The organism is Halorubrum sp. SD41 (genome assembly GCF_058630335.1).
In genome coordinates, this window is record NZ_JBZVGZ010000005.1 from 1 (window position 1) to 24,176 (window position 24,176).

A 24,176-nucleotide genomic window follows, 5' to 3' on the forward strand; every position below is an offset into this window, starting at 1 on the left:
AAGCGAGCGAGCAGGACCGTCTTCCGGCGGTGCGGTCGCGGTCGGGTGGGACTCAAAGGGGCAGCCGGGAGGCGGGCGCAGGCGACGTAAGTAGCGTGGCGCGACGCGCCACGGAAAGCCGGCGGCGGAGCCGCCGGCGACACCGCAAGGAGTGAGCGGAGCGAACGACTGAGGAGCGCAGCGAGCGTGTGCTGTCCTCGCGACTGGGGCTTTGGAGGTGGTCACCGACACCCCGCAATCGATCAGTTATAATTCGACGCTCGCTGCGACCTCTCGGAACTCCGGGTCCCACACGTCGAGCGCGTGGACCCGCCACCGGACCGGGTCGAACTCGCTGTCGACGAGGCCGGCGACCGCGCCCGGCTCGGGATTCCCGCCGCGAGCCAGCGTGATGTGGGGTACGTACTCGTCGCCCTCGATGCCCTCGACCGCGCCGAACGCGTCACAGAGCCGGCGGTGAACCCCAACCAGCCCCTCGCTCTCGACAGTCAGGTATACCACCGGCCGCGACCCCGACCGCGGCGCGTCGAAGACGTCGACGCCGGTGACGGCGACCTCGAAGGGATCGACCCCAGCGAGCGGCCGGCGGAGGCGCTCACGGAGGCGGTCGAGGGCGGCCTCTTTGCCCGGTACCTCTGGCCCCTCCGCTCGCCCGCCCTCCTCGTCCCGCACGTCGTCGACGCCGAACCGCTTACAGACGAGGGTGCGCCGGTCGCGCACGCGGTCGAACCCCGTTAGTTTCGGGTGGAGATCGCTCGCGAGCCGCTCGACCGCGGACGGCAGCGGGACGTTGAGGCTGAACACGTCGCCGTTCGTCTCAGATCCGATCCGTGAGGTGTAAGGCGATCACGACGACGAGCGCGAGCCCGATCAGCGGCGCGAGGGCGTCGAACAGCCAGGAGGCGACCTCGAGGACGGCCCCGACGATCTCCAGGAGAAGCCACACGACGACGAGCAGCAGCACGACCTTCAGGAGGTCGTCGGTGTCGATCTCGGCGCGGTTCATGCTCCAGAGAGCGCGCGGCAGCGGTAAAAATCCGGTGACTGGCGGCGACCGAGTCCGAGCGGTCGGCCCACTCCGTGGCGACCTACGCGATCTTCTCGTACTGCTCGGAGAGCTTCTCGGCGGCCTCGTCGAGCAGCTCCGACTCGTACTCGTCGAGGTCCCACTCGACGACCTCCTCGACGCCGTCCGAGCCCAGCTTCGCGGGCACGCCGAGCGCGGTGTCGTCGTAGCCGTACTCGCCGTCGAGCACGACCGAACAGGGGAGCACCTCGCCGGTGTCGTTGAGGATCGCCTCGACCGTGTGGGCGACGCCCGTGGCGGGCCCCCACTGCGTGGCGCCCTTCCGGCTGATCACGTCCATCGCGGACTCTTGGAGGTCCGCGAGGATCTCCTCTTTCTCGTCGGCGTCGAACGACGGGTCGCGGCCGTTCACGCGCACCTTCGAGAAGACGGGCGCCTGCGCGTCGCCGTGCTCGCCGAGGATCGTCGCCTCGACGTTCTTCACGGGCGCGTCGAAGCGTTCGGAGAGGACGTAGCGGAAGCGCGCGGAGTCGAGCCGCCCGCCGAAGCCGACCACCTTGTGCCGGTCGCGGTCGCCCGCCTCGTAGAGGTGGCGGTTGAGCAGGTCGACCGGGTTGGAAGTGGTGACCGTGACGAAATCGTCGTTGTGCTCGGCGAGCGACGAGCCGATGTCCTCCATGATGGGGGCGTTGTCGCCGGCCAGATCGATGCGGGTCTGGCCCTCCTTGCGCGGGATGCCCGCCGTGATGACGACGACGTCCGAGCCGGCGGTGTCCGCGTACTCGCCCTGCCGGACGGTCGTGTTCGAGTCGTAGGCGACGCCGTGGTTCGCGTCGGCCGCCTGCCCGATCGTCGTCTCGCGCTGGTCCGGGATGTCGACGAAGACGAGCTCGTCGACCACGTCGCGTAACGCGAGGTTGTAGCCGGCCGCGGCCCCGACGGTCCCCGCCGCACCGATAACGCTGACCTTTGTCATACCGTCTGTACCCGCGACCGGACGGCGAGTAAACGTTTCGGAACCGCAGTAACGTTCGTGACGGTCGCGTCGCGAAACCCCTAACTCCCGCGGCGTCGAAGCGTCGCCTCGTGCCGACGTTCCGCTACCCGTGTCCCGGCTGCCGGACGACCAACAGCCTTCACGACGCCGACTGCGAGTTCGAGGGCGTGAGCTGGCCGACCGTCGAGAAGGCGTACACGGACCTCCTCTCGGTGCTGTCCGCCGAGCCCGACGGCCTCTCGGAGTCGGCGCTTCGGGACGCGATTCCGGCGGAGTGGGGCGGGCTCCACAAGGCGGCGCTGGGCGCGCTCCAACGCGATCAGCGCGTCGTCGAGGACGGCGACCGACTCCGGCTGCTCACCGCCGCGGAGTTCAAGGAGCGCGTCTCCGAGCCGACCCGCGAGCCGATGCGCACCGTCTACGAGCACGGCTCCGTCCCCGGCTGCCACGACAACGCCGTCTTCGCGATGGTCGCGTGGTACGAGATGGTCGGCCTCTCGTGGCCCGAGACGCGCGAGAACGTGATCGAGTGGCTCCATCAGTCGGGCGCGTGGGACCGCGGCGGCTTCGAGGAGTCGACGCCCGAGGAGCTCGTCGACGCCAAGCGTCACGTGTACGACGAGGGGTACGGCTGGAAGGAGAAGGGACAGGCCGCCAAGCGGGTCATCGAACGCCATATCTGAGGGCTCCTCGCGGCCGCCCGCTTAAGTTCCAGCGCGACCTCTCGCCACCGTGACACACCCGGAAGCCGGCGCGGCGTCGACTGGAGACGGCCCCGACGAGGTCGCCGACGCCGCGGACGCCGATCCCGCGGGTGCCGACACCCCCGGAACCGAGGGGGACCGCGACCGGACCCCGGCCGTCGCCAACCCGCGCCGGGCGCTCGCGGTGGTGATCGGCGTCGTGTTCATCGACCTCGTCGGCTTCGGGATCGTGATCCCCATCCTCCCCTTCTACGTCAGGTCCTTCGGCGTCAGCGACGCCTTCATCGGGCTGCTGGCGGCGTCGTACTCGCTCGCGCAGTTCCTCGCGGCGCCGACGCTCGGCCGGCTCTCCGACCGGATCGGGCGCCGCCCCGTCCTGCTGGCGTCGCTCGCGGCCGCCGGCGTCGCGTGGACGACGTTCGGCTACGCCGGGGCCGCGGGGACGCGGTTCGGGCCCGTGGCGGCGCTGGCGACGCTGTTCGCCTCCCGGACGCTCGCGGGCGCGATGGGCGGGAACATCGCCGCCGCGCAGGCGTACGTCGCCGACATCACGCCCCGCGACCGGCGGGCGGGCGCGCTCGGCCTCGTCGGCGCCTCGTTCGCGCTCGGGTTCGTCTTCGGGCCGGCGATCGGCGGCCTCCTCGCCGCCGACGCCGTCGTCGCCCGCGCCGACGCGCTCCTCCCGGCGTTCGTCCCCGCCACCGCCTACTCCCTCCCGAGCTTCGCGGCGGCGGGGATGAGCTTCCTCGCGGTCCTCGTCGGGTTCGCCCTCCTCGAAGAGCCGACGCGGACGCGCCCGGCGGCGGAGACCGAGGGGATTCGCGGCGGCCGCACCACCGCGATCGGCCAGTTCCGCGACGCGCTCGCCTCCGCGTCGCTCCGGCCGCTGACGGTCGCGTACTTCGTCGTCGCCGTCGCGTTCGCGGGCGTCCAGGTGATGTTCATCCCGTACGTCGCGGACGCGTTCGGCTACGACGCGACGGCCGCGGCCTTTTTACTCACGTACGTCGGCGTGCTCGGCGCGATCAACCAGGGCGTCCTCGTCGGGCGGCTCTCCCGGGTCGTCTCCTCCCGGACGCTCGTCGCCGCCGGGTCGGTCGTCCTCGGGGTCGCGCTCGCGGCGATCCCTGCCACCGGGCTCGTCGACCGCGTCGCCGGCGACGCCGCCCTCGGCGGTCCGGGGTGGTTCACGCTCCCGCTGGTCGCGCTGCTCGCCGCGCTCGCCGCGCTCTCGCTCGGCAACGCCCTCGTCAACGTCTCGCTGGCGACGCTCGTCTCCGCGTCGGCCGACGACGCCGACCAGGGGGCCGCCTTCGGCGTGACGCAGGGCGCGTCGAGCCTCGGCCGGACCGTCGGCCCGCCGCTGATGGCGGTGCTGTACACCGTCGCCGTCGCGTCGCCGTTCCTGATCGGCGCGCTGCTCCTCGTCCCCGTGGCGGTCGCGTTCGGACGCCGGACCGGGTGACGTCCCGCCGAGTCGGCGGCGAGCGGCCGCCCCGTCCCCGCACGACAGTTTTACGCCCTCCGTCGCCGTCGTATCTCGCACATGGCACTCGACCTCGTCCCGGCGTGGCCCGCCGTCGGCTCGCTCGCGGGCGGGGCGGGGGCGCTCGCGCTCGCGTGGGCGATCCGGGAACACCGCGGCCGGCCCGGCGTCGACTGGTTCCTCGGGGTGTTCGCCGCGCAGGCGACGTGGTGTCTCTCGTACGGGGTCGGACTGCTCGTCTCGGACCCGACGTTCCGGGCCGCGCTGGAGGCGACGATGTGGCTCGGCGTGATCTGGACCGGGATCGCCTTCCTCGGCTTCGCCCTGGAGTACACGGGTCGGAGCGACGTGGTCCGGAGCCGCCTGTTCGGGTCGATCGTCGGGTTCGGCCTCCTCTCGTCCGCGCTCGTCGCCACGAACCCGCTCCACGGCGCCTTCTGGACCGACTTCGGCGTCGACCCCGCATTCGGCGTCGAGACCGTCTCCTACGCGTTCGGCCCGTGGGCGTACCTCACCGTCGCCGCGGAGACGGTCCTCGTCGCCAGCGCCGTCTTCCTCCTCGTCGACACGCTGCTCAGCTACGGCCCCCTCTACCGCCGGGAGAGCGCTGCGGTCGCGCTGAGTTCGCTGCCGCCCGGGTTCGCCTTGGTCGCGTGGGCGCTCCAGATCGGGCCGGTCCCGCAGCTACAGCTCGCGCCGCTCATGTTCGTCCCGCACGTCCTGCTCGACGCGTACGCGTTCGACCGCGCGGAGATGTTCGACCGGAACCCGACCACCAGCCGCGCCGCCGAGCGCACCGCGATCGACGACCTCCGGGACCCCATCGTCGCGCTCGCGCTCGACCGGCGGGTCGTCCGGCTCAACCCCGCCGCCGAGGCGGTGTTGGGCGTCGACGCCGAGACCGCCCGCGACCGCCCGCTCGCCGACTTTCTCGACCTGCCCGTCGGACTCGGGGAGGAAGATACGGCGGAGCCTGACGGCGGCCAGTCCGCCGACGCCGACTCCCACGACACAGCCGACCCTGACCAGAGCATCTCCCGGGAGACGGTCCGGATCGACGCCGCCGACGGCGCCGGCCGCCGCACGTACGCGGTGTCCGTTTCCCGGCTGACCGACCCGAACGGGACCCATGTCGGCTACACGGTCGTCCTCTCGGACGTCACCGAGCGCGAGCGCCGCCGCCAGCAGCTGGAGGTGCTCAACCGCATCCTCCGCCACAACCTCCGCAACGACGCCGGCGTCGTCCACGGCTACGGCGAGATCCTCCGCGACCGCCTGGAGGACCCGGAGCTCGTCCGAATGGCCGACGCCATCGAGCGCCGCGCGGGCGCGCTGGCCGCGCTCGGCGAGAAGGCCGGCACCGTCGAGCGCCTCCTCGCCGAGACCGACCCCGAGGCGACGGACGTCCGCGAGCTCCTCGATTCGGTCGCCGCGGACGCCCGCGAGCGCGACCCGGACGCCGTCGTCGAGACGGCCGTCGACGGCGCCGACGACGCCAACTGGACCACGCGCGTCAGGCCCGACGCGCTCCGCGCGGTCGTCGAGAACACCGTGGAGAACGCGATCGACCACCACGACGGTGAGGGGACCGAGCGCGAGGAGGGCGGGGCGTGGGTGCGGGTCTCGCTCCGCAGAGAAGCTAATCGGGACGGAGAGGAATCCGGACGCGGCGACGGCGGCGACCGCTTCCGCCTCTCGGTCGAGGACGACGGCCCCGGAATCCCGGACCACGAGGTCGAGGCGGTCGAGTCGGGCCGCGAGACGGCCCTCGAACACGGGTCGGGGCTGGGGCTGTGGGTCGTCGCGTGGGGCGCCGCCGCGGTCGGCGCGGACGTCGAGTACGCCGACCGGGAGCCGCGAGGGACGCGGGTGACGGTGTCGATTCCGGTCGTGGACGATTTATAAGGCGTGTGCCTCGCCGTACGCCTGTGCCTTCAGGCGCTTGTAGCGCTCTCGCGAGTCGAGCACCCACTTGTACTCGAACCCGGGCGGTGGGGTGCTCATCCAGTCGAGGAACGAGCGAGTCTCTTCGACCCCGAAGCGGATCGTTTCGCGGCCGTACGACGGTGAGAGGCCGACCTCCTCGAATAGATTTAAAAGGAACTCCTGACGGTCGTCTCGGTGTCGTATCCGTATTGCTGCTCTCGGTTCGCCGTACTCCTGAACATCGAGATACCCGTCACAGACGTACCACATCTTTGCGATCCGTGGGGTTAGCGATAGGCTCTCTGGGAACCGCTTCTCACCCGACTGGTACCATCGGCGAAGTGACCGCATGAACGGGTGGGATCGCGATATGACGGTATACATATCGTGATAGTTCTCAGCCCTCGCATTTGGACTGAACCCCGATTCACGGTTATTGCGTGCCAGCTCCGCTGCCGTCTTTTTAAGCGAGACACCGGTACTCAATATACCCATCTCGTGGTCGAACCACTCCAAGAATTGCTTGTTAACCATAGGGAGACGGAACAGGCCGTGAGCCCCGTCGTTCGTCTTTGGGACGGACCCGTCACCCATGAAACAGCCGATGAGAATCTCGCGAAGGTACGTGGGTATTTCGGGGTAGTAACAGCTTCCGCGTGCCCAGTGACTACCGACCCGCTTGAACGATTTTCCGCATCCTGGACACGTTTCCCTGGGCAATTTACTCGCTCTGAATCCTCGGTGCAAGCATATACGTTGCCTGTCCGAGCCCCTCCGCGAACCCGTAGTGGAGCTTGACGGGGAACTCCTCGCCGAGCTCGACGGTGACCTCTGCGTCGGAGGGGATCGCCTTGTTCATGTCCTTCAGGTAGTCGAGGCTGAACAGCGAGTCGGCGGGGCCGGCGGTGAGCGCGATGAGGTCCTCGCGGTCGAGCTTGAGGTTCACGTCGTCGGTGTCGCCCTCGGCCTCGATGAAGAACGCCTCGTCGGTCTCGTCGACGCGGAGGCGGATGTGGTCGGAGACCATGTCGGCGGCCTTGATCCCGCGGTCGAGCTGGGCGCCCTCGACGACGATCTCGGAGGCGAGGTCGAGGTCCGGGATGTCCGGCTCCTGGCGGATCGAGTCGGGGTCGATGAGCGCGAGGGTGTAGGACAGGCCGTCGATCTCGATGTGGAGCTTGCGGGTCTCCTCGTCGAGTTCGAGGTGGATCAGGTCGCCGGAGTTGGCCATGCCGGCGATGTCCTCTAAGCGGGCGAGGTTGACGCCGATGACGCCGCCGTCGGCGTCGTAGGACTCGAACGCGGCGGCTTCGAGGGTGAGGTCGACCATGCCGACGTTGGCGGGGTCGACGGCCCGGATGGAGAGCTCCTCCTCGTTGAGGCGGATCTTACACTCGTCGACCAACACGCTCACCGAATCGAGCGCGTCCTGAAACGTCGACGCGCCCACGATGGCCTTGAACATATACGTTCAGCTTGGGCGGTATCACCTAAAAAGGCACCCGATCGGAGCGGCGACCGGCCGCTCACAGCGACCGGAGGAGCCGGGCGACGACGACCGCGAGCGTGACGACGGTCCGCCACAGTCGGAGCCGTTCGAGCCGGTATTCGCGCGCGTCGGATTCGTCCGTCTCGTCTCCCTCGCCGTCCGGTCCGCGGTCGCGTTCGCAGGTCGCGTCGCCGTCGAGCCGGTCGGGCGGCGGGTCGGTGGCTCGGTCCGGTTCCTCCCGCGGGTCCCGGTCGGGCGTCGCCGGCTCGCGGGACCGGTGGGACGCGTCGCGGTCGGGTTCCTTTCGATCGGTCGCGTCGTGACCGCCCGCGTCACCGCTCGCGGTCTCGTCGGCTGAGTTCGATTCCGCGTCGATGCCCTCGGTCGCTGGCAGTGGCTCGTCGATCATGTGGGCTCTCGGCCGGGGTAGGCCGTACGCGACGATACGAGGTTAATTTATAAATAAACGAGCCGAACGCAAGGCGAAACTGAAACTCGTCCGGGCGGACGCTCCCGACCGGTCACCGCCCGCCGTTCGGGTCCAGCCTCAGATGAGCGGTTCGACGAGGTCGCGCCCCTCGGCGAGCAGGTCGTCGACGGCGCCCTCGGAGTCGGCCTCGGCGTACACGCGCAGCTTCGGCTCGGTGCCAGAGGGGCGGACGAGCAGCCACGAGCCGTTCTCCAAGAGGAGCTTGAATCCGTCGAGGGTGACGACCTTCGCGACGGGGGAGCCGCAGACGGACTCCGGGATGTGGTCTTCGAGCTCGTCGAGGACGCCTTCCTTCCGGTCGTCCGGGCAGTCGAGGGACACCTTCCCGGCCGCGATGCGCCCGTGTTCGTCGAGCAGGCGGTCGACGCGCGCGTCGAACGGCTCGGCGGCGTGGGTCGCGGCCGCGAGCAGCGCCATCAGCACGCCGTCCTTCTCGCGGACGTGCCCGCGGAGGGTGAACCCGCCCGACTCCTCGCCGCCGAACAGCGCGTCGTGTTCTCCCATCGCCTCGGCGACCCACTTGAATCCGACCGGCGTCTCGTACACGTCTTCCCCGCGTGCCTCCGCGATGCGGTCGACGAGGAACGTCGTCGAGACGGTGCGGACCGCGGGCCCCGAGTCGGTCTCTAGGAGCCGGTCGTAACAGGCGGAATAGAAGAGGTTGGCGTCGAGGACGCCGCGCTCGGGGGTGACGACGGCGATCCGGTCGGCGTCGCCGTCGTTGGCGACCCCGAGGTCGACGTCGCTGTCGGGGTCGGTGACGCGCTCCGCCAGCGCTTCGAGGTGCTCCGCGGACGGCTCCGGGGAGCCGCCGCCGAAGGTCACGTCGCGCTCGCAGCGCAGGCGGACGACCTCCGCGCCGGCCGACTCGAGGAGCGCGTCGGTGACGCCGCGCCCGCTCCCGTGCATCGCGTCGTACGCGACCGTGAGCCCGGAGAGGTCGACCGCGTCGCCGGTACCGGGGGCGGCGACGCGCCCCACGAGGTCGCGGGCCGCGTCGGCGTGGTCGCGCACGAGGTCGACCCGTTCGACCGTGCCGCGCTCGGCCTCGGGCAGGAGGTCCGGCTCCGCGAGGCGGTCCTCGATGTCCTCGGTCACGTCCGGGAGCGCGGGGGCGCCGTCGTGCGGGATGAACTTCACGCCGTTGTACTCGGGCGGGTTGTGGGAGGCCGTGATCATACACGCACCGGCGAGTCCGCGATCGACGATGGCGTACGCGATCACCGGCGTCGGCGCGTCGCGCTCGGGGAGCAGTACGTCGAAGCCGTTGCCGGCGAGCACCTCGGCGAGGCTCTCGGCGAACCCCTCCGAGGTCTCGCGGGCGTCGTACCCCACGGCGACCGGCTCGTCGTGCCCCGCCGCGTCGAGGTGGTCCGCGACCGCCTGCCCGACGATTCGCACCCGCTCGTCGGTGAACGTGTCGAGCGTCGCACGCCAGCCGTCCGTGCCGAAGGCAATCTGATCCATGTCGACCACGTCACCGGCCGGGACAATAATGCCCCGTGCCGGTCGCGAGGTTTGCGCGGGCAAGCCGACAGCGGACATTTATAAACGAACCGCGGTGGCGCGTGCCGGTGAGCGGCCGGCAGGCCGCGAACCGCACGCGCGAGGGAGTCGGCCGACCGCAGGGAGGCCGACGAGGCTGGGGAGGTGAGAGGTGCGGTTGCGGTGCTGTGGGGCGGGACTCAAAGGGGCAGCCGGGAGGCGGGCGCAGGCGACGCAAGCACCGCAGCGAAGGAGCGGTAGCGACTGAGCGAGGAGCACAGCGAGCGTGCGCCCGCCTCCCGGCTGGGGCTTTGGAGGTGTTCGCGGTCGATCCACAGTGGACCACGTACAGCCTCCCGGCTGGGGCTTTGGAGGTGTTCGCCGCGGGTCCGTGGTCGGTTACTTATAAACGATCAGCTGGGATTTAAAAGACCGAAACGCTCCCCAGGGCCGTTGACGAGCCGTCGGCAACCGTCATTTCGTCTCCGGACCGTTCCGATCGCCTCCGTTTTTATTATTCGCTCCCGAACCCGGCGTATGACCCGAATCGTCGCGATCTCCGGCAGTCGGAGCGCGGACAGCACCACGCGGGCCGCGCTCCGCGTCGCGCTCGACGCCGCGGCCGACGCCGGCGCGGAGACCGATCTGATCGATCTGGCCGCCGTCGACCTCCCGCTGTACCACCCCGACCAGGGCGCGCAGGGGGACAGCGAGGAACTGAAGCGCCGCGTTCGCGAGGCCGACGGCGTCCTCGCCGGCACGCCCGTCTACCGCGGCTCCTACTCGTCGACGTTCAAGAACTTCCACGACTTCTGCGGCTCCGACGAGTACGAGAACACCGCCGTGGGCCTGCTCGCGACCGCGGGCGGCGGCTCCTACGGCGGAACCTTAGAACACCTCCGGTCGACGTTCCGGAACGTCCACGCGTGGACCGTGCCTCACGAGGTCGGGATCCAGGGCGCCTCCTCGAAGATCGAGACGGGCGCGGCCAGTCCCGACGGCGAGCCGCGGATCACCGACGAGGACCTCCGCCGGCGCACCGAGCGACTCGGGGGAGTCGTCCTCGAACACGCCGAGCGGATGCGGGGACGACCGGCGACGGACGCGTGACGACCGGCGACGGACGCGTGACTGCCGCCCGCGACGCGCCGCAGGCGGCAGGGGTTTCCGCCGCGGGCCCGACGTTCCGCCGATGAGTCGAATCCGTCCGGACGAGTTGGACGAGCGCCTCGGGACCGACGACGAGCCGTTCCTGCTGGACATCCGGCCCGAGTCGGACTACGTGAGCGGCGCGATCGACGGGAGCCGGAACGTGCCGGTGTACGACGACCTCCGGAGCGGCGACGACGCCGCGCTCCGCCGCCGTCTCGACGAGGTCCCCGACGACCGCGAGGTCGTCACCGTCTGCAAGATGGGGATCGTCGCCAAGCGCGCGACGCGGGTGCTCGACGAGGCGGGGTACGAGGCGTCGACGCTCGCCGGCGGAATGAGCGGCTGGAACGGGTACGAGCGCGGGTCGCTCGGCTACAAGCTCCGGTCGCTGTGGTGGCGGCTGCGAGGGTGACCGCGTGCGGTCGCGTCATCCGGAAACCGAAACCCGCCGGGCTTTTGCCCGGCTCCCGTCTACGGCCCCCCATGACCGAACCGGGTGACGACGACCGTGTCCGCTAACCGGAAGGGGGACCGCCGCGAGCGCGAGCTGGTGAACGCCCTCGACGAGGCGGGGTTCGCCGTGATGCGCGCGCCGGCCAGCGGCTCCGCGACGGAGCGGGAGCTGCCCGACGTGCTCGCGGGCGACGGCGAGACGTTCTACGCCATCGAGGCGAAGTCGAGCGCGGGCGACCCCATCTACCTCACCGGCGAGGAGGTGGAGGCCCTCCTCTTCTTCGCGCGGAACTTCGGCGCGAAGGCCCGGATCGCGGTGCGGTTCGACCGCGAGGACTGGTTCTTCTTCCACCCGGGCGACCTCTACACCACCGACGCGGGCTCCTACCGCGTTAAAAAGGAGAAGGCCCTCGCGGACGGCACCGACTTCCCGGAGTTCGTCGGCGAGACGGAGAAGGTGACGCTCGCGGAGGTCGGCGAGGGCGACGGAACCGGTGACGACGCGGACGGGATCGACCCGGAAACCGAGGAACGACGGACGATCTTAGAGGCCGTCCGCGACGGCCACATGCCGGTCGAGGACGCGCTCGACGTGCTGTAGCGGGGTCCACACGCGCTCTCGCTCCGCCCGCGCGACGGGCTCGGCATCGCTCTCGCTCCGCCCGCGCGACCCGCTCGTCGCCGCCGACCCCCTCGCTTATCCCTCGCGGCGGCGAACGACCCGACGAATGAGCGAGGACTTCGGCCTGCTCGAACCCGCGGACCAGCCGGGCGACGAGTGGGAGCAGCTCGACGTCTCCGACACCGAGGCCGACCGGATCGCCCGGCGGCAGGACCGGGAGTTCGACGAGTTCCGCAAGCGGATCAAGGACACCGAGCAGTTCAAGCTGCAGGAGTCGGTGTTCGACGACGCCACGCTCGCGGCCGTCTACAAGCTGGTCCAGGACGGCTACGTCGACGCCTTCGGCGGGCCGGTGTCGACGGGCAAGGAGGCGAGCGTCTTCGAGGCGCTCGGCGGGCAGGCGGGCGAGCGGCCGGAGCCGGGGTCGGAGGCGGCCCGCGGCGGCCCCGAGGGCGTCACGCCCGAGCGCGAGGTCGCGGTGAAGGTGTACCGGATCAACTCCTCGAACTTCCGGCAGATGCGCGATTACCTGGAGGGCGACCCGCGGTTCGAGGGGATCGCGAGCGACAAGAAGGCGGTCGTGCTGGCGTGGACCCGCAAGGAGTTCGCGAACCTCGAACGCGCGCGGAAGGCCGGCGTCCGGGTGCCCGAACCGATCGCGGTCCAGCGCAACGTCCTCGTGATGGAGCTGGTCGGGCACGCCGAGGACCGCGCCCGGCGGCTGAGCGAGGTCGACGTGGAGAACCCCGAGACCGCCTACGAGGTCGTCCGCGAGTACATGCGCCGGCTCTACCGCGCCGGGCTGATCCACGGCGACCTCTCGGAGTACAACATGATCATCCACGAAGGAGAACTGGTGATCATCGACCTCGGGCAGGCCGTGACGGTCCACCACCCGAACGCGGGCGAGTTCCTGAAGCGCGACTGCGAGAACGTGTCGGCCTTTTTCACCCGGCAGGGGATCGACGTCGACCCCGACGACCTCCGCGCGTACGTGACGGAGCCGGAGCCGGACCCGACGGGGGAGCCGGAGGGGAAGTCGGGCGAGCCGGAGCGCGAATCTGACGGGCCGTCTGACGAGTAGATCGGAGCCGCGTCGCCCGAAAGCGGCCGGAGGACACCGTCACGCGGCCACACACCGTCCGCGGCGGAACACGCTTAAAAGGCTCCGCCGGGTACTCCGTGATATGCAACACGTGACGGTTCCGCAGGACCGTATCGGCGTCGTCATCGGCGCCGGCGGCGAGACGATGCGGGAGATCGAAGAGCGGGCGAACGTGCGGCTCGACATCGACTCGGAGTCGGGGAGCGTCGCCATCGAGGAGCGCGACGACCCCGTGGCGGCGATGGTGGCCCCGGACATCATCAAGGCGATCGGGCGGGGCTTCAAGCCGGAGACGGCGCTGTCGATCCTCGACCACGACCTCCGGACGCTCGATTTAATCGACCTGTCGGAGCACACCCGCAACGACAACGACCTCCAGCGCAAGAAGGGCCGGATCATCGGCGAGAACGGCCGCACGCGCGAACTCATCGAGGAGCTGTCGGGCGCCAACGTCGTCGTCTACGGCTCGACCGTGGGCGCCGTGGGCCAGCCCGAGGAGCTCGAAGTGGTCCGGCGGGCGGTCGGAATGTTGCTCGACGGGGCGCCCCACGGCGCGGTGTACTCCTACTTGGAGCGCATGTCCAACGAGCTCGACGACGACGTGAGCTTCAACGCGCCGCAATAAGTGGAGTTCTGTGCTGGCGTCGCCGCTGTCGTTCGTTTATAAATCGCTGTTACTAGCGGTGTCGTGACTACTGTTACATCTCCAGCCGTTTGCTTATAAACAACTGACCACAGATCGACGGCAAACATCTCCAAAGCCCCAGCCGCTCGGCTATACGCTGACACTCCCTGATTGACGGTGAACACCTCCAAAGCCCCAGCCGTGAGGCAGGCGCACGCTCGCTGCGTTCCTCGGTCGCTCACTTCGTTCGCTCCCTGCGGTACTTGCGTCGCCTGCGCCTGCCTCACGGCTGCCCCTTTGAGTCCCGCCCCGCACGGCACCGCACCTCACGCCTCCCCAGCCTCGTCGCTGGCACCCTCCGCTTCGCTCCGGGAGCCAGCGACTCCCTCGCGCGGTGCGGTTCGCGCCGCGTTGCGGCGCTCACCGGCACGCGCCGCCGCGGTCCGTTTATAAGCGATTTGCGTCCAGCAGTTGATCTAGAGTTCTATATAAAGGCCCGTGTGAACGCACCGCATACCGGCCGATACTCCCGCACCGTGTTGCGGTTTCGCACGACCCGAGCAAAGGGTTTATATAGAATCACAATCAATCAATGGCTGTAATGTCACAGCGTCAGCGGATGGGCAATCAGCCCATGATCGTACTTTCTGAAGAGTCGCAGCGTACCTCCGGAAAGGACGCGCAGAACATGAACATCACGGCCGGGAAGGCGGTCGCGGAGTCCGTCCGCACCACGCTCGGCCCGAAAGGGATGGACAAGATGCTCGTCGACTCCGGCGGGTCCGTCGTCGTCACGAACGACGGCGTCACCATCCTGAAGGAGATGGACATCGACCACCCGGCGGCCAACATGATCGTCGAGGTCTCCGAGACGCAGGAGGAGGAGGTCGGCGACGGCACCACCTCCGCGGTCGTGGTCGCCGGTGAGCTCCTCGATCAGGCCGAGGAGCTCCTCGACCAGGACATCCACGCGACGACCCTCGCGCAGGGGTACCGACAGGCCGCCGAGAAGGCCAAGGAGATCCTCGACGAGGAGGCCATCGACGTCTCCGCGGACGACCGCGACACGCTCGTCGAAATCGCCGAGACGGCGATGACGGGCAAGGGCGCGGAGAACTCCAAGGACCTCCTCGCCGAGCTCGTCGTCGACGCCGTCCTCGCGGTCCAGGACGACGACGGCATCGACACGGAGAACGTCTCCGTCGAGAAGGTCGTCGGCAGCTCGATCGACCAGTCCGAGCTCGTCGAGGGCGTCATCGTCGACAAGGAGCGCGTCGACGAGAACATGCCCTTCGCGGTCGAGGACGCCGACGTCGCGCTGTTCGACGGCGCCATCGAAGTGAAGGAGACGGAGATCGACGCCGAGGTCAACGTCACGGACCCCGACCAGCTCCAGCAGTTCCTCGACCAGGAGGAGGAGCAGCTCCGCGAGATGGTCGACCACCTCACCGACATCGGCGCCGACGTCGTCTTCGTCGGTGACGGCATCGACGACATGGCGCAGCACTACCTCGCGCAGGAGGGCATCCTCGCCGTCCGCCGCGCGAAGTCCGGCGACCTCAAACGCCTCGCCCGCGCGACCGGCGGCCGCGTCGTCTCCAACCTCGACGACATCGAGACGGACGACCTCGGCTTCGCCGGCTCCGTCGCCCAGAAGGACATCGGCGGCGACGAGCGCATCTTCGTCGAGGACGTCGAGGAGGCGAAGTCCGTCACCCTCATCCTCCGCGGCGGCACCGAGCACGTCGTCGACGAGGTCGAGCGCGCCATCGACGACTCGCTCGGCGTCGTCCGCACGACGCTGCTCGACGGCCAGGTCCTGCCCGGCGGCGGCGCCCCCGAGGCCGAGCTGGCCCTGCAGCTCCGCGACTTCGCCGACTCCGTCGGCGGCCGCGAGCAGCTCGCCGTCGAGGCGTTCGCCGACGCGCTGGAAGTCGTCCCGCGCACCCTCGCCGAGAACGCGGGTCTCGACCCCATCGACTCGCTGGTCGACCTCCGCTCCCGCCACGACGGCGGCGAGTTCGGCGCCGGTCTCGACGCCTACACGGGCGACGTGATCGACATGGAGGCCGAGGGCGTCGTGGAGCCGCTCCGCGTCAAGACCCAGGCCATCGAGTCCGCCACCGAGGCGGCCGTCATGATCCTCCGCATCGACGACGTCATCGCGGCCGGCGACCTCAAGGGCGGCGGCACGGACGACGGCGGCGACGACGGCGGCCCCGGCGGCGCGCCCGGCGGCATGGGCGGCGGCATGGGCGGCATGGGCGGTATGGGCGGCGCGATGTAAGCGTCCGATAGGACAACTACACCACCCACGCCGACCACAGCCCCTTCGCCGAACCGTCCGCAGACCGACCGTCGCGAGCCCCTTCGGGCCTCGACGACACGCAACTTTTATCGACGGCGTGACCGCTGAGCCTCGGGCTCGTCGACCGGCCGCGTTTATCGGTACCGAGCCGCATATTCATCGGCGACGACACGAGGGTAACACCGGCGTAACCACCGGACAACGGCGTCCGCGAGCGGTTAAGTGACTCCCGACCCTCCGATCCGTCGACGAGGTTCTCACGTTCACTATGCCACAGCAGAAAGCCGACTACGCAGACGAGACGGAGATCGACGCGGAACTGGACGAACTCCCTGACGACGAGACCGTGGAGGAGACCGTCGCGAGCCTGGAGGAGCGCGGCTTCGACGCCGTCGTCGTCGACGACGCCGACGAGGCGCTGGAGGCCGTGAAGTCCCAGATCCCCGCGGGGGTCTCGGTGATGAACGGGCACTCGACGACGCTCGAAGAGATCGGGTTCGACGAGTTCCTGAGCGGGGGCGACCACGAGTGGGAGAGCCTCCCCGACCAGATCTGGGGCATCGACGACGACGCGGAGCGACAGGCCGCGCGCCGCGAGTCGCAGACGGCGGACTACTTCCTCGGCGGGATCAACGCGGTCGCGCAGACGGGCGAGCTCGTCGCCGCCGACCTCTCCGGCAGCCGCATCGGCGCGTACCCGTTCGCCGCGGGCAACGTCGTCATCGTCACCGGGATCAACAAGATCGTCCCGACGCTCGACGACGCCCTCGACCGGCTGGAGTCGGTCGCGTACCCGCTGGAGAACGAGCGCGCGCAGGAGGCGTACGGCGTCGAGTCCGCGATCGCGAAGCAGCTGATCTACCGGCGCGAGACCGAGGAGAGGGCCGGACGACGGTCGTCCTCGTGCGCGAGCAGCTCGGCTACTGAGCGGTTCGCATCACGCGCAGACGCGTCACACATGACGTGTCACACGTCGACGCTTCACACACTTTCTTCCCCCTTCCGACGATCGCGAGCGACGCCGCTCGCGGTTCCGGGACCGCGATACCGAAATCCGTTTTCCGGTCCTCCGAGAACCGCCGCGTAGGTCCCACCATGACGCCCGACCCAGCGGATCTCTCGACGGACGCGTGTACCCTCCCCGACGGACGCACCCTCTCGTACGCGACCGGCGGCGACCCGGACGGGGTCCCGGTCGTCGTCCAGCACGGCACGCCCGGATCGCGGCTGTTCGGAGCGCTGCTGTCGGACCCCGCGAGCGAGGCTGGCGTTCGGCTCCTCGTTCCCGACCGCCCGGGATACGGCCGTTCCTCGCCGCCCCCGGGTGACTGGTCGTGGGAGGACTGGCCGGCCGACCTCGGCGCGCTCCTCGACGCGGAGTCCGTCGACCGGGCCGGCGCCCTCGGCTTCTCCGGCGGCGGCCCGTTCGCGCTCGCCGCCGCGAGCGACGACCGGGTGGCTCGGGTCGGGCTGGTGAGCAGCGTCGTTCCCCCGGCCGAGAACGCCCTCGCGACGCTCGCGTCGGTCCCGTTCGCGCTGCGCGCGCTGTTCCGAATCTCGAACGTGGTCGCGTCGGTCTCCGGCCCGAGCGCGGTCGTCTCGCAGTACACGGACCGGTCCGTCTCCGACCCGGTCGCCGAGGCGGTGGCGGCCGACTTCCACGAGGCCCTCGCCCCCGGCGCCCGGGCGGTCGAACGCGAGAACCGAGCGTTCGCGAGCGGGTCGCTCGACACCGATTCGGTCAGTGTCCCGGTTCGCGTCTGGCACGGGACGAGCGACGAGAACACGCCGCTTTCGCCCGCCCGGACGCTCGTTGACGCGGTCGACGGAACGCTGGAGACCGCCGAGGCCGACCACCTCGGAACGCTGCTCGACCGTCGGGCGGCGGCGCTGGAGTGGGTCGGTCGGGAGGAGTGACCGTCGTTTAACTGCTCATCATATAGCGACGCCGCTCGCCGGTGACAGCGGGCCGGGAGGGATCCACGCGAGCGAAGCGAGCGTGGGTCAGTCGCACCCGTCGGGTGCGACGAGATTCGAACCACGCCCAGACGTGCTCGTTCGCTTCGCTCACTGCGCGCGACTGGCCTCTTCGAATCCCTCCCTTTTCGACGGCCTCGCGGCTCGCGGAGTGCTCGCCGCGAGGAGTACGGGCCGGGAGGGATTCGAACCAAAGCCAGAGGTTCCTGCTCGCTCCGCTGCGCGGGCTGCCTCTGGCGGGGTTCGAACCCTCCCTCAGCACAGCACCGCCGCTCGCGATATTGCTCGCGGCGGTACAGCGGGCCGGGAGGGATTCGAACCCCCGACCGTCCGGTTAAAAGCCGGACGCTCTCCCTAACTGAGCTACCGGCCCAGACGACTCCGGATAGGGTCAGCCGAGGGATAAACGTTTAGAACCGCGGCAGGGGTCGGGGTCGGCACCCGAAACGGTTTCCCGGCCCCCGCCGTCGCCGCGACCATGGAGTTCGACATGCGCGCGTTCGCCGCCGACTGCTGCCGGCACCGCTCGACCGCCGGCGAGGAGGCGGCCGCGGCGGCGTTCGTCGCGGAGCGCCTCGCCGACCTCGGCTTCGAGACGTACGCCTGGGACGCCGACCCCGCCGTCCTCGCCGACCACCCCTCCTTCCCGGACGACCTCGACGCGGCGGCCGTCGAGGGGCGGCGCAGCGTCGCCGGCGTCCTCGAACTGGGCGACGCGGGCGACGCGGCCGACGCAGGCGACAGTGACGACGCGGGCGGCGCAGTCGGCGAAAACGGCGACGATCCGGTCCCCACCCTCGTCCTGAACGGCCACCTCGACGTCGTCCCGGCCGAGCCGTCCGAGTGGTCGAGCGACCCCTTCGAGCCGGTCTGGCGCGACGCCGGGGGCGGAGGTTCGGACGGGAGAACGGGAGCCGACGGCGACGAGGTCGGCGAGACGCTCACCGCCCGCGGCGCGGCCGACATGAAGTGCGGGCTCGCGGCCTGCGTCGGCGCCGCGGTAGACGTCCGCGAGGGGGTCGCTGACGGGTCGATCGACCTCCCGCCGTCCGGCCTCCGGCTCGTCGTCGAGGCCGTCGCGGGCGAGGAGGACGGCGGCTACGGCGCGGCGACCGCCGCGCTCGCGAGTCCCTACCCCTTCGAGCGCGACGCGGCGATCGTCGCAGAGCCCACCGAGCTGCGCCCGGTCGTCGCCTGCGAGGGATCGCTCATGGCCCGGCTGGAGATCGGCGGGCGGAGCGCGCACGCTGCCACCCGGTGGCGCGGCGAGGACGTGCTCCCGCGGTTCGAGGCGATCCGGGAGGCGTTCATGGAGCTGGAGGCGGAGCGCGGCGAGGCGGTCGACCATCCCCTGTACGGGGAGTTCCCGGTCCCCTGGCCCGTCGTCTGCGGCCGGGTCGAGGCCGGCTCGTGGGCGTCGACGGTCCCGGCGACGCTCGACGCGGAGTTCCGGATCGGCGTCGCGCCCGGCGAGACCGTCGCCGAGGTGGAAGCGGCGTTCCGCGAGCGGCTGGAGCGGGTCGCGGCCGAGGACCCCTGGCTGCGCGAGCACCCGCCCCGGTTCGAGCGGTTCTCGGTCCAGTTCGAGCCCGCGGAGATCGCCGTCGACGAGCCGGTCGTCGAGGCGGTCCGTGCCGGTCTCGCCGCGACCGGGCTCCCGGACGTCGAGCCGCGGGGCGCGACGTACGGCGCGGACTCGCGACACTTCGTCGCGGCCGGGATCCCGGCGGTGCTGTTCGGTCCGGGTACCATCGACGAGGCGCACTACCCCGACGAGACGATCGCGTGGAGGCAGGTCGTCCGGGCGAGAGAGGCGATCGCGGCCGCCGCGGCGCGGTTCGCGCGCGACTACGCGGCGTAGCCGGTCGGCGGCGCTCAGTCCTCTCCGTCGTCCGCGAGGTACTCGTCGACCGCGTCGGCGACGATCTCGCCCGGCTCGACGTTCTCCATCGAGGCCCGGCGGCGCAGTTCCACGTAGGTGTCGGCCGGGAGCCGGAGCTGAAGCCGACCGAGCTCGACGCCCGCCTCGCGGACGGCGGCCTCGATGTCCTCCCCGTCGTTGACGGCGGAGGCGATCGCTCGCACCTCCCGCACGGTGAGCTCGCCGTCGATCGCCGCCCACGCGAGCAGGTAGCGGTCCCGCCCGCCGAGCCGCGCGACGTGTTTGGCGGCGCTCGGCGCGATCCGCCCGTTGGCGACCTGCCTGCGGATCGCCTGCGGGAGGTCGTGGACCCGCGCCCACTTGCGGATGAACGCGACGGACACGTCCTCTCCCGCCCGCTCGGCCGCTTCCTTGTACGACCCGACACCGCGGACGAGCGCGGCGCAGGCGGCGGCGCCGCGCAGCATCAGGACGTTGTCGCCGTCGCCGACGTCGCCGGCCGCGAACCGGGCCACCGTCTCCGCGGCCTCGGCGACGCTGTCGGGGTCGTTCGGGTCGAACCCCACCGCGTCCGCGGCCCGGTCGCCCGTCACCGCCGGGTCCGCCCGGACCACCGGCTCGCCGACTGGGGACTCTCGGTCGGCGCGTGACTCCTCGGTCATACACTCCTCTTCGGGGCCGCGGATATAAACGCCGGGCACCGGGGCGGAATTCGCCCGAGCGACGGACGCTCCTCGCCGGCCGTCCGTGCCTCGCCGACCATCGGCGCCTCGCCGGCCGTCGGCGCCTCGCCGGCCGTCGGCGCTCTCTCCTACCTCGCGGTCCGGGGCGCCGCGTCGCCGTCGTCTCCCTCGTCCGTCCCTCGCGCGTAGCGGAGGTACGAGTACGCGACGGTGACCGCGGCGGTCGCGAGCGCCGGCCCGACGAGGAAGTACACCGCGTACTCGCCGGCGAAGAGGCCGGCGACCGCGATCAGCGCCGAGAGCTTGAACAGGCGGGCGCCGAGCGCGTGGGTCTTCTCCCACACCGCGTCGTCGCTGAGCGTCCACGGCGTCCGGATCCCGACGAACCAGTTCGGCTCGACGTGGGGTAACAGCGTCCCGAGGTAGTAGAACAGCGCGGCGCCGCCCGCGACCGCGAGCGTCGTCACGTCGACCGCGTAGCCGAGGTTGACGGCGAGCACGGCGAGGTGGACGGCGACGAGGAACGCCGTGAACACGACGACGAACCGGTCGTAGTGGACCCGGAACGCGGCGATGTTTTCCCCCAAGGGGTCGATCCGCGGGAGCAGCGCGAACAGGCCGATCAGCCCGGCCGCGAGCCCGGGGACGAGCCACATCCCGAGCGCGCGGGAGAGCGTGCCGGTCGGCTCGCCGGCGCCGTTCCAGCGCGTCACCATCCGCTCGGGGAGGTCCGGTGCGACCGTGAGGCTCGCGGCGGCGCCGACGGCGACGAGGAGGGCCGCGACGCCGAACCGGAGCCGCGTTGAGAGTCGGAGTTCGGAGGGCATGCGGGCGGGAACACGGTCCGCAGCGAGGAAAAGGTTCACCCGTGGGAGTCTCCCCCGCGGGACGCGGTGCGACGCAACCCTTACGCGTCGTGACCGCCAATCACGGCGCATGACCGACGAACGCGACGACGACGGCCACGAGTTCTCCTCGGGGCAGGGCGTCGACGCCGACTACGACGCGTTCACGCTGGACCCGCCCGAGCTGGGCGAGGACCCGAGCCGCGTCGACCCCGTCGACTCCCGCGTGTTGACCGAGGAGCTGGACCGCCGGAACATCGGCAGCGAGGATGTCGACGTCGAGCAGCTGATCGACGTCGGCCTCTCGTACATGGGGATCAACCGCTTCGAGGAGGCGACGGAGACGTTCGAGCGCGCCGCCAACTTCGCCGAGGAGGACTCGCTGGAGGCCCAAGAGGCGTGGGTGAACAAGGGGGCCGCCCACGCGCAACTGGAGGAGTTCGACCAGGCGATCGGCGCGTACCAGGAGGCGCTGCGCATCGACGAGGAGTCCGAGCACGCCGCGACCGCCGAGACCAACCTCGCGTACGCGCTCTGGGAGTCCGGTCAGGGCGAGCAGGCGCTCGAACACGCCGAGCGCGCCGTCGAGACCGACCCGCGCTTCGCCGAGGCGTGGTACAACCGGGGGTTCCTCCTGGTCGAGCGCGGGCTCGCCGAGGACGCGGTCAAGTGCTTCGACAACGCGATCCGCCTCGGCTACCGCGACGCGGGCGTCTTAGAGGAGAAGGCGCGGGCGCTCGAAGAGGCGGGCGACCACGAGCAGGCCGAGGAGGTCGCCGACCGCGCCGAGGAGCTCCGCCGCGAGGCGGAAGAGCAGATGGTCGAAGAACAGACCGGTCAGGCGCCCGGCCCGGGCGGGCAGCCGCCGCAGGGCGGTCGCGGCGGGCAGGGCGGCGGTCGCGGTGGGCAGGGCGGCGGCCCCGGCGGCCAGCCCGGCGGTCGCGGCGGGCAGGGCGGCCGCACCGGGCAGGACGGCGAGGCGGAGGGCCCGGAGCGGGAGCTTCAGGGCGAGGGGCCCGAGGGCTTCTGAATGCTGCTGCGCGAGCGCGAGACCGCCGAGGGCCGGCTCGTCTCCGTCTGCGACCCCGACTGCCTCGGCGAGACGTACGACAACGGGCGCGCGACGCTCACCGTGAGCGAGGAGTTCTACGGCGGCGACGACGCCGTCGAGGCGACCGCCGAGGAGGTGGTCGCGGGGCTCCAGCGCGCGCAGGTCGCGAACATCGTCGGCACCGAGGCGGTCGGCGTCGCCGTCGAGGCGGGACTCGTCGACGAGGAGACCGTTTTGGAGTTCGAGGGGACGCGGCACGCGCAGCTGCTCTGGCTGTGAGCCCGTCGCGGCGGCGCCTCCGATTTCGCCGGATTCCGAACCGGCTAAGGGCGCGCGCGACGAGGCGAATCCGATGAGACGACTCACGCGGAGCGAACTGGCGTCGCGGGTGGGGCCGCGGCCGCCCTCGGACGCCTTCTGGCGGCGCGCGATCGACCGGGGAGCGGCCGCGCTCGCCGTCGGCGCGGACGCGGTCGGGGGCGGAGGGGAGGGGGAAACAGACGAGCCGGCCGGACCGCTCGACACGGGCGACATCGTCGACGTCGGCGACCACGCGTTCGTCGTCGTCGGCGCCGACCGGACGGAGAGCGGCGGCCGGATCTATCGGATCGAACTCGTCGCCGACCGCGACGAGGGCTGAAGCGGCTCGAATTCGGTCGGTGGAGGGCCGGATTACAGGCCCGCGACGTCCTCGATGGCGTCGGTGAGCTCCGTCACGCTCTCGACGGTGTGTTCGCCCATGTGGCCGATCCGGAACGTCTCCTCGCCGAGGTCGCCGTAGCCGTTCGAGAAGGCCATGTCGTACGTCTCGTTCACTTCCTCGATGGTCGCGGCAACGTCGATCCCCCGCGTGTTCTCGATACAGGCGACGGTCTGCGACTCGTACCCCGCCTCGGGGAACATCGCGAAGTGCTCGTCGGCCCAGTCGTGGACGTACGTCATCATCTCGCGGTGGCGCTCGTCGCGGGCGCGGTGGCCCTCCTCCAGCATGTGTTTCATCTGCTTGCGGTACGCTAACATGATCGGAATGGCGGGCGTCGAGTGGGTCTGTCCCTTCCGGTCGTAGTAGTCGATGGTGCGGCGGAAGCCGCCGTACCACGAGGAGTCGCCCTTCTCGACCTCGCGGTCGTAGGCGTCGTCGCTGACGACGCAGACGGCGAGCCCGGGCGGCATCGCGAACGCCTTCTGGGTGGACGCGAAGACCGCGTCGATCCCGTGGGCGTCGATGTCGACGTAGTCGCCGCCGAGCGAGGAGACGGCGTCGACGGCGAAGTAGGTGTCCGGGTACTCCTTCAACACGTCGCCGATCTCCTCGATCGGGTTGCGGACGCCGGTCGAGGACTCGTTCATCACGCCCGCGACCATGTCGTACTCGGCGTCGGCGGCCTCGACCGCCTCGCGGACGTCCTCGGGCTTGACCGCCTCGCCCCACTCGTACTCCAGGCGGTCGACGTCCTTGCCGAGGCGCTCGGCGACGTTGGCGTAGCGCTCGCTGAACGCGCCGCAGGTCGGGACGAGGACGCGCTCGTCGACGAGGTTGAGCGTCGTCGCCTCCCAGAACTCGGTGCCGGAGCCGGTTAAGATTACGACCTCGTTGTCGGTGCCGAGGAACTCCTTCGTGTCCTCGACGATGGTGGTGTACAGGTCGGTCATCCGGTCCATCCGGTGACCGAACGTCGACTCCGTCATCGCCTCGATGACGTCGTCGCGGACCTCGGTCGGCCCGGGGATGTACAGCGTCTTGTCGTCGTAGTCGTCGCGGTATTCGCGTTTCTTCGTCACGGGATCCACCTGTTGGATCGTACCGGGACGCGTGAGGGTATGGACCTTGTGTTCCGTTCAAAAGGCGCGATCGCGTTCCGTTCGGAG

Annotated in this window: 24 protein-coding genes, 1 tRNA gene and 1 pseudogene; 15 read left to right on the top strand and 11 right to left on the bottom strand. The window is 70.6% G+C overall.

Annotation, left to right across the window (positions count from 1 at the left end):
- Positions 1–246: 246 nt before the first annotated feature.
- From AC4NMM_RS02880 to mdh, 3 genes are all read right to left on the bottom strand, one after another.
- On the bottom strand, positions 247–804 hold the full coding sequence (locus tag AC4NMM_RS02880) for a 2'-5' RNA ligase family protein (RefSeq protein WP_096394264.1): 558 nt from the start codon (positions 802–804) through the stop codon (positions 247–249).
- A 13-nt stretch (positions 805–817) separates the two neighbouring features.
- On the bottom strand, positions 818–1,006 hold the full coding sequence (locus AC4NMM_RS02885) for a DUF7554 family protein (protein ID WP_096394265.1): 189 nt from the start codon (positions 1,004–1,006) through the stop codon (positions 818–820).
- An 82-nt stretch (positions 1,007–1,088) separates the two neighbouring features.
- Complete coding sequence (gene mdh, locus AC4NMM_RS02890) at positions 1,089–2,003, bottom strand: malate dehydrogenase (RefSeq protein ID WP_096394266.1); 915 nt, start codon at positions 2,001–2,003, stop codon at positions 1,089–1,091.
- 110 nt (positions 2,004–2,113) lie between these two features.
- On the opposite strand from mdh, the gene AC4NMM_RS02895 reads away from it, so the two are divergent.
- From AC4NMM_RS02895 to AC4NMM_RS02905, 3 genes are all read left to right on the top strand, one after another.
- Complete coding sequence (locus AC4NMM_RS02895; RefSeq protein ID WP_096394267.1) at positions 2,114–2,707, top strand: DUF7474 family protein; 594 nt, start codon at positions 2,114–2,116, stop codon at positions 2,705–2,707.
- Between the two features lie 49 nt (positions 2,708–2,756).
- Complete coding sequence (locus AC4NMM_RS02900) at positions 2,757–4,193, top strand: MFS transporter (protein WP_096394268.1); 1,437 nt, start codon at positions 2,757–2,759, stop codon at positions 4,191–4,193.
- 81 nt (positions 4,194–4,274) lie between these two features.
- Positions 4,275–6,119, top strand: coding sequence for a sensor histidine kinase (locus tag AC4NMM_RS02905; RefSeq protein WP_096394269.1), 1,845 nt, complete (start codon positions 4,275–4,277; stop codon positions 6,117–6,119).
- Here AC4NMM_RS02905 and AC4NMM_RS02910 read toward each other — a convergent pair.
- The 4 genes from AC4NMM_RS02910 to AC4NMM_RS02925 form a co-directional block, all read right to left on the bottom strand.
- Positions 6,114–6,887, bottom strand: coding sequence for a hypothetical protein (locus tag AC4NMM_RS02910; RefSeq protein ID WP_491923482.1), 774 nt, complete (start codon positions 6,885–6,887; stop codon positions 6,114–6,116). The genes AC4NMM_RS02905 and AC4NMM_RS02910 overlap by 6 nt on opposite strands.
- On the bottom strand, positions 6,862–7,605 hold the full coding sequence (locus AC4NMM_RS02915) for a DNA polymerase sliding clamp (RefSeq protein WP_049932029.1): 744 nt from the start codon (positions 7,603–7,605) through the stop codon (positions 6,862–6,864). Before AC4NMM_RS02915 ends, AC4NMM_RS02910 begins: the two co-directional genes overlap by 26 nt.
- A 61-nt stretch (positions 7,606–7,666) precedes the next feature.
- Complete coding sequence (locus tag AC4NMM_RS02920; RefSeq protein WP_096394271.1) at positions 7,667–8,038, bottom strand: hypothetical protein; 372 nt, start codon at positions 8,036–8,038, stop codon at positions 7,667–7,669.
- Positions 8,039–8,176: 138 nt separating this feature from the next.
- The gene (locus tag AC4NMM_RS02925) at positions 8,177–9,586 is read right to left on the bottom strand and encodes a phosphoglucomutase/phosphomannomutase family protein (RefSeq protein ID WP_491923483.1); all 1,410 of its coding nucleotides are present in this window, start codon (positions 9,584–9,586) and stop codon (positions 8,177–8,179) included.
- 555 nt (positions 9,587–10,141) lie between these two features.
- On the opposite strand from AC4NMM_RS02925, the gene AC4NMM_RS02930 reads away from it, so the two are divergent.
- The 8 genes and pseudogenes from AC4NMM_RS02930 (at position 10,142) to AC4NMM_RS02965 (ending at position 17,786) form a co-directional block, all read left to right on the top strand.
- Positions 10,142–10,714, top strand: a complete 573-nt coding sequence (locus tag AC4NMM_RS02930; RefSeq protein ID WP_491923484.1) for an NADPH-dependent FMN reductase — start codon at positions 10,142–10,144, stop codon at positions 10,712–10,714.
- Positions 10,715–10,796: 82 nt separating this feature from the next.
- A complete protein-coding gene (locus AC4NMM_RS02935) occupies positions 10,797–11,168 on the top strand; it encodes a rhodanese-like domain-containing protein (protein WP_491923485.1) in 372 nt (123 codons plus the stop codon).
- Between the two features lie 84 nt (positions 11,169–11,252).
- Positions 11,253–11,810 carry a Holliday junction resolvase Hjc gene (gene hjc / locus AC4NMM_RS02940; RefSeq protein WP_096394275.1) on the top strand — a complete coding sequence of 186 codons (558 nt, stop codon included), beginning with the start codon at positions 11,253–11,255 and terminating at the stop codon, positions 11,808–11,810.
- Between the two features lie 127 nt (positions 11,811–11,937).
- Positions 11,938–12,915 (top strand): serine/threonine-protein kinase Rio1, encoded by a 978-nt coding sequence (rio1, locus tag AC4NMM_RS02945; RefSeq protein ID WP_491923486.1) that lies wholly within the window; start codon positions 11,938–11,940, stop codon positions 12,913–12,915.
- Positions 12,916–13,018: 103 nt separating this feature from the next.
- Positions 13,019–13,561, top strand: a complete 543-nt coding sequence (locus AC4NMM_RS02950) for a KH domain-containing protein (RefSeq protein ID WP_017343573.1) — start codon at positions 13,019–13,021, stop codon at positions 13,559–13,561.
- Between the two features lie 634 nt (positions 13,562–14,195).
- Positions 14,196–15,848, top strand: a complete 1,653-nt coding sequence (gene thsA, locus AC4NMM_RS02955; protein ID WP_096394278.1) for a thermosome subunit alpha — start codon at positions 14,196–14,198, stop codon at positions 15,846–15,848.
- A gap of 289 nt (positions 15,849–16,137) precedes the next feature.
- Positions 16,138–16,796 (top strand): annotated as a pseudogene (locus AC4NMM_RS02960) (lactate utilization protein).
- A 168-nt stretch (positions 16,797–16,964) separates the two neighbouring features.
- The gene (locus AC4NMM_RS02965; protein WP_491923487.1) at positions 16,965–17,786 is read left to right on the top strand and encodes an alpha/beta fold hydrolase; all 822 of its coding nucleotides are present in this window, start codon (positions 16,965–16,967) and stop codon (positions 17,784–17,786) included.
- Positions 17,787–18,145: 359 nt separating this feature from the next.
- Here the strand turns inward: AC4NMM_RS02965 and AC4NMM_RS02970 are convergent.
- Positions 18,146–18,219: transfer RNA gene (locus AC4NMM_RS02970), tRNA-Lys, on the bottom strand.
- A gap of 105 nt (positions 18,220–18,324) precedes the next feature.
- Between AC4NMM_RS02970 and AC4NMM_RS02975 the strand changes: the two genes are divergently transcribed.
- Positions 18,325–19,707 carry a M20/M25/M40 family metallo-hydrolase gene (locus tag AC4NMM_RS02975; protein WP_491923488.1) on the top strand — a complete coding sequence of 461 codons (1,383 nt, stop codon included), beginning with the start codon at positions 18,325–18,327 and terminating at the stop codon, positions 19,705–19,707.
- Between the two features lie 14 nt (positions 19,708–19,721).
- Here AC4NMM_RS02975 and AC4NMM_RS02980 read toward each other — a convergent pair whose 3' ends face one another.
- Positions 19,722–20,390, bottom strand: coding sequence for a DUF7119 family protein (locus AC4NMM_RS02980; RefSeq protein ID WP_491923489.1), 669 nt, complete (start codon positions 20,388–20,390; stop codon positions 19,722–19,724).
- Between the two features lie 149 nt (positions 20,391–20,539).
- The gene (locus AC4NMM_RS02985; protein ID WP_491923490.1) at positions 20,540–21,238 is read right to left on the bottom strand and encodes an SdpI family protein; all 699 of its coding nucleotides are present in this window, start codon (positions 21,236–21,238) and stop codon (positions 20,540–20,542) included.
- A 109-nt stretch (positions 21,239–21,347) separates the two neighbouring features.
- Between AC4NMM_RS02985 and AC4NMM_RS02990 the strand changes: the two genes are divergently transcribed.
- The 3 genes from AC4NMM_RS02990 (at position 21,348) to AC4NMM_RS03000 (ending at position 22,947) form a co-directional block, all read left to right on the top strand.
- Positions 21,348–22,286 carry a tetratricopeptide repeat protein gene (locus AC4NMM_RS02990; protein WP_491923491.1) on the top strand — a complete coding sequence of 313 codons (939 nt, stop codon included), beginning with the start codon at positions 21,348–21,350 and terminating at the stop codon, positions 22,284–22,286.
- Positions 22,287–22,586, top strand: a complete 300-nt coding sequence (locus AC4NMM_RS02995; protein ID WP_096394285.1) for a DUF424 domain-containing protein — start codon at positions 22,287–22,289, stop codon at positions 22,584–22,586.
- A gap of 73 nt (positions 22,587–22,659) precedes the next feature.
- Positions 22,660–22,947: a hypothetical protein gene (locus AC4NMM_RS03000; RefSeq protein ID WP_096394286.1), complete on the top strand. Its 288-nt coding sequence runs from the start codon at positions 22,660–22,662 to the stop codon at positions 22,945–22,947.
- Positions 22,948–22,979: 32 nt separating this feature from the next.
- Here AC4NMM_RS03000 and AC4NMM_RS03005 read toward each other — a convergent pair whose 3' ends face one another.
- Positions 22,980–24,089 carry a pyridoxal-phosphate-dependent aminotransferase family protein gene (locus tag AC4NMM_RS03005; protein WP_491923492.1) on the bottom strand — a complete coding sequence of 370 codons (1,110 nt, stop codon included), beginning with the start codon at positions 24,087–24,089 and terminating at the stop codon, positions 22,980–22,982.
- Positions 24,090–24,176 lie beyond the last annotated feature (87 nt).